This window comes from Lentzea sp. NPDC060358 (assembly GCF_042725365.1).
Taxonomy (GTDB): Bacteria; Actinomycetota; Actinomycetes; order Mycobacteriales; family Pseudonocardiaceae; genus Lentzea.
The window spans coordinates 1-4233 of the sequence record NZ_JBHXCW010000395.1 but is presented as its reverse complement, the minus strand read 5'-3'; the positions used below and the strand labels follow the sequence as shown (position 1 = coordinate 4233).

Sequence of the window (4233 nt, the reverse complement as noted above, 5' to 3'; positions counted from 1 at the left end):
GGTTTCTGTGTCCGCTACGATATGGCGGGCCCCGCCGTTTATCAACCACGAGGGTGGCATGACCGAGAGCCAGCGCGCCGACGCCCGGCGCAACCACGGGCGGATCCTGGCCGTCGCCGAGCGCGAGGTGGCCGAGCACGGCGCGGGCGCGTCGCTCGAGCAGATCGCGCGCGTCGCCGGGGTCGGGTCGGCGACGGTGCGCCGCCACTTCCCCACCCGGCAGGCGTTGCTGGAAGCCGTGTCGCGGCAGCGGGTCGACGCCCTGTGCGTCCGGGCGGGCGAGCTGGCCGGGTCCGGCGACAGCCGGGACGCGCTGCTCACCTGGCTCGCCGACCTCGTCGGCTACTGCGTCACGGCGCGCGGGCTCGCGACCGCGCTGTCCTACGAGGCCGACCCCGTGCACGGCAACTCGTGCGCGACGGTCATCGGCGAGGCCGCGGAACCGTTGCTGCGCCACGCGATCGCCGACGGCGCGGTGGCGGCGGACGTCACGGTCGTCGAGCTGGTCACGCTGATCGTCGGCATCTCGATGGCCACCGAGCAGCACCGCGACCCGGCCGCCGCGGCGGAGCGGCTGTTCGCCGTGGCGGTGGCGGGGATCAGCCCGGGTCGGTGACCAGCGCGTAGCCCCGGTCCCGCGCCTCGACCCTGCCGATCCCCGGCCAGTCGAGGTGGGCACCCGCCACGAAGTGCCCCGGCGCGGCCAGGCGGGCGAGGAGCTCGAGCCGTGCGGCGCGGGCGAGGTCCTGGTCCGCGTCCAGCTCCCAGGTCACCTCCGGGCGCGCGAACTGCACCGACGGCACGTGGACCGTGTCACCCCAGACGAGGAGATGACCGGCCTCGGACCGCACGTCGTACACGGTGTGGCCCGGTGTGTGTCCGGGCGTGGGCAGCGCCGTCATCCACGGGGTCACGGCCAGCGGTCCGGTCACGAGGACCGCGCGGTCGCGGAACCGGGCGAGGTTCTCCGAGAGGCGGCCCTCGTCGCCCGCCCCGAGGAAAACCCGTTCCAGCGCGGGGAAAGCATCCGTTCCGTCCGGGGCGACGAGCCCGTTGAGGTGGTCCAGGTGCGCGTGGGTGATGGCGACGTCGGTGATGCTCCCCCGGTCGACGCGGGCCTCGGCCAGGCCGTCCAGCAGCCTGCCCATCGTGGGGTGCCAGCTGGTCGACGCGCCCGTGTCCACGAGCACCCGCCGCGTGCCGTCGTCGACGAGGAAGGCGTTGACGGACAGGCGGAGCAGCCCGCCGACCGTCGCCGGCGCGGGACCGAGGCCGTCCGGGAAGCACAGCCGCGACGGCGGCAGGTCGAGGTACCCGTCCCGCAGCGCGACGACCTCCAGGCCGCCGAACTCGAACGACGCGTGGAGCGGGCTTTCGGCGGTCTTGCGCACGGGACTCCTGTCAGGTGGGGCCGATCGGGGACAGGCTCGTCGCCGTCCGCACGAACGACGCGACCGCGCGAGACCGGTTGGCGGGCTGCCACGCGAGCACGGTCGTGACGTCCGGCGCGTCGGTCACGGGCACGGCGACGTGCTGCGGCCACTGCCAGGCGCGGCTGGAGGCGGGGATGACGAGCAGGGTCTTGCCGAGCGCCACGAGCTGGGCGAGCTTCGACTGGGTGCGCACCTCGGGGCCCGGCCCGTCCGGGTAGGTGCCGTCGAGCCGCGGCCACCGGGCGATCGGCAGGCCGGGCACGTCCTGGACGTCGGCGAGCGTGAGCGCCTCGCGGGCGGCGAGCGGGTGGCCCGCGGGCAGGATCGCGACCTGGCCCTCGACGAACAGGTCCTCGGTGTCGAAGCCCGCGAGGTCGTCGTAGGGCCGGTGCACGACCGCCACGTCCGCGCTGCCGTCCCGCAGCAGCCCCGCCTGCTCGCCGACCTCGCACAGCAGCACCTCGACGGGCACCGGCTCGGGTTCGGCCGCGACCGCGTCGAGGAGCCGTTGCAGCAGTTCGAGGGACGCGCCCGCCTTCGTGACGAGCACCAGCGGCCGGCTGGCGTCCCCCGCGCGGCGCGTCCGGCGCGCGGCCGCCGCGACGGCGTCGAGCGCCCGCCGCGCCTCGTGCAGCAGGACCTCGCCCGCGCCGGTGAGCGCCACGCCCCGGCGGTCGCGGTCGAGGAGCCGCACGCCGAGCCGGTGCTCGAGCTGCCGGATCGCCCGGGACAGCGGCGGCTGCGCGATCCCGAGCCGGTCGGCCGCGCGTCCGAAGTGGAGCTCCTCCGCCACGGCGACGAAGTACCGGAGCTCGCGCGTCTCGAGGTCGGCCACGGTTGCGCAGCCTAATACCCGCGGGGTATCACAGCCCACCCGAACGATCTTGGACGTCCGCGCGGGTCCCGCCGAGCATGGAGGGCGTGAACGAGAAGAAGACCGCGCTGGTCACCGGCGCGAACAAGGGAATCGGGTTCGCCATCGCCCGCGGGCTCGGGGCGATCGGGTTCACCGTGGCGGTGGGCGCCCGCGACACGGCCCGCCGCGACGAGGCCGTGGAACGACTGCGTCTCGCGGGGGCGGACGCGTTCGGCGTCGCCCTCGACGTCACCTCCGACGACAGCGCCGCCGCGGCCGCCAAGGCCGTCGAGCAGCAGACCGGGCGCCTCGACGTGCTCGTCAACAACGCGGGCATCTCCGGCCCGATGGACGGCGGTGTGCAGAACCCGTCCACTCTGGACCTCGACGTGCTCCGCACGGTGCTGGACACCAACGTGTTCGGTGTCGTGCGCGTGACGAACGCGGTGCTCCCGCTGCTGCGCCGCTCCGACGCGCCGCGCATCGTCAACATGTCGAGCAACATGGGCTCGCTGGCCCTGCAGACCGGGCCGCAGCTCGCGGCCTACGCGCCGTCGAAGTCGCTGCTCAACAGCATCACCGCCCAGTACGCCCGCGAGCTCGCGGGCACGAACGTCCTCGTCAACGCCGCCTGCCCCGGCTACGTCGCCACCGACTTCACCGGCTTCGCCTCGCCGCGCACGGCCGACGAGGGCGCCGCGATCGCGATCCGGTTGGCCACCCTGCCCGACGACGGGCCGCGCGGCGGGTTCTTCGACGACGGCGGCGTCGTGCCCTGGTGAGCGGCGCCTAGTCTGGCGGCATGGCGGAACTGCTGACCATCGACGACGTCCGGAGCGCGGCCGGGATGATCGACGGGCGGGTGCTGCGCACGCCGGCCCTGCGCTCCCCCGGCCTGTCCGCGCTGCTGGGCGTGCCGACGGCGGTGAAGCTGGAACTGTTGCAGCGCAGCGGGTCCTTCAAGGCGCGCGGCGCGTTCGCGAAGATCCTCTCCCTGTCCGGCGAGGCGCGGGCGGCGGGCGTGGTCGGCGTCAGCGGCGGCAACCACGGCATCGCCCTGGCCGACGCCGCGCACGAGCTCGGAGTCGCCGCGACCGTCGTGATGCCGTCGACCGCACCCGCGCGTTCGGTGGAGCTGGCACGGGCCTCGGGAGCGGACGTGCGCCTCACCGACGGCCTCGCGGCGGCGTTCGGGCTGATGAACGACCTGGTGGCGGCGGGCGCGACGCTTGTCCACCCCTACGACGACGAGGTCGTGGTGGCCGGGCAGGGCACCGCGGGCCTGGAGTTCGCCGAGGACGCCCCGGACGTCACCGACGTGCTGGTGAGCGTCGGCGGCGGAGGGTTCGCCGCGGGCGTCGCCACGGCGTTCCACGCGCTCGTGCCCGGTGTCCGCGTGTGGGGCGTGGAGGTCGAGGGCGCCGATGCGCTGCGCCGGGCACTGGCGGCGGGCGGCCCGGTGGACTTCACGCCGACGTCGGTCGTCTCCACTCTCGCGGCGCCCCACGTGTCGCAGCTGACCTACGACCACGCCGTCGCGTTGCTGGAGGACGTCCTGGTGGTGACCGACGCCGAGGCCGCGCAGGGATCGCTGACGCTGGCCCACGCGCAGAAGGTGTGGGCGGAGCCCGCCGCCGGGTGCCTGGTGCCGGCGGCACGGGCCGTGCTCGGCCGCGTCGGTCCGGGCGCACGCCTCGGTCTCGTGCTGTGCGGCGGGAACGCGGTTGTCGAGGACGTGGTGCGCTGGGCCGCCTAGTCCGCGTGGAAGGTGACGGCCGCGTCGCCGCGGCTCGTGCGGAACGAGTTCACCGGGTGCGCGACGTCCGGGTAGCCGACCGACACGCCCGCGACGACCAGCCGGTTCTCCGGCAGGCCGAAGTGCTCGCGGAAGAAGTCCGGGTACGTGGCGAGGGCCGCCTGCGGTGCGGCGCCGAGCCCCAGGCC

5 protein-coding genes and 1 pseudogene are annotated in these 4233 nt (G+C 75.0%); 3 read left to right on the top strand and 3 right to left on the bottom strand.

What is annotated here, in order from left to right:
* The first annotated feature begins 58 nt into the window (after positions 1-58).
* The gene (locus ACFWGZ_RS39860; protein WP_382456778.1) at positions 59-616 is read left to right on the top strand and encodes a TetR/AcrR family transcriptional regulator; all 558 of its coding nucleotides are present in this window, start codon (positions 59-61) and stop codon (positions 614-616) included.
* On the opposite strand, the gene ACFWGZ_RS39855 is transcribed toward ACFWGZ_RS39860, so the two are convergent.
* Positions 600-1391: an MBL fold metallo-hydrolase gene (locus tag ACFWGZ_RS39855; RefSeq protein WP_382456777.1), complete on the bottom strand. Its 792-nt coding sequence runs from the start codon at positions 1389-1391 to the stop codon at positions 600-602. The two genes, ACFWGZ_RS39860 and ACFWGZ_RS39855, sit on opposite strands and share 17 nt — an antisense overlap.
* 10 nt (positions 1392-1401) lie before the next feature.
* The gene (locus ACFWGZ_RS39850; RefSeq protein WP_382456776.1) at positions 1402-2268 is read right to left on the bottom strand and encodes a LysR family transcriptional regulator; all 867 of its coding nucleotides are present in this window, start codon (positions 2266-2268) and stop codon (positions 1402-1404) included.
* 77 nt (positions 2269-2345) lie between these two features.
* On the opposite strand from ACFWGZ_RS39850, the gene ACFWGZ_RS39845 reads away from it, so the two are divergent.
* Both ACFWGZ_RS39845 and ACFWGZ_RS39840 read left to right on the top strand, forming a co-directional pair.
* Entirely contained in the window at positions 2346-3071 is a 726-nt protein-coding gene (locus ACFWGZ_RS39845; protein ID WP_382456775.1) for an SDR family oxidoreductase, read from the top strand.
* Between the two features lie 20 nt (positions 3072-3091).
* Entirely contained in the window at positions 3092-4045 is a 954-nt protein-coding gene (locus ACFWGZ_RS39840; RefSeq protein WP_382456774.1) for a threonine/serine dehydratase, read from the top strand.
* Here the strand turns inward: ACFWGZ_RS39840 and ACFWGZ_RS39835 are convergent.
* Positions 4042-4233, bottom strand: a pseudogene (locus tag ACFWGZ_RS39835) (hypothetical protein); the annotation flags it as partial. The gene ACFWGZ_RS39840 and the pseudogene ACFWGZ_RS39835 sit on opposite strands and share 4 nt — an antisense overlap.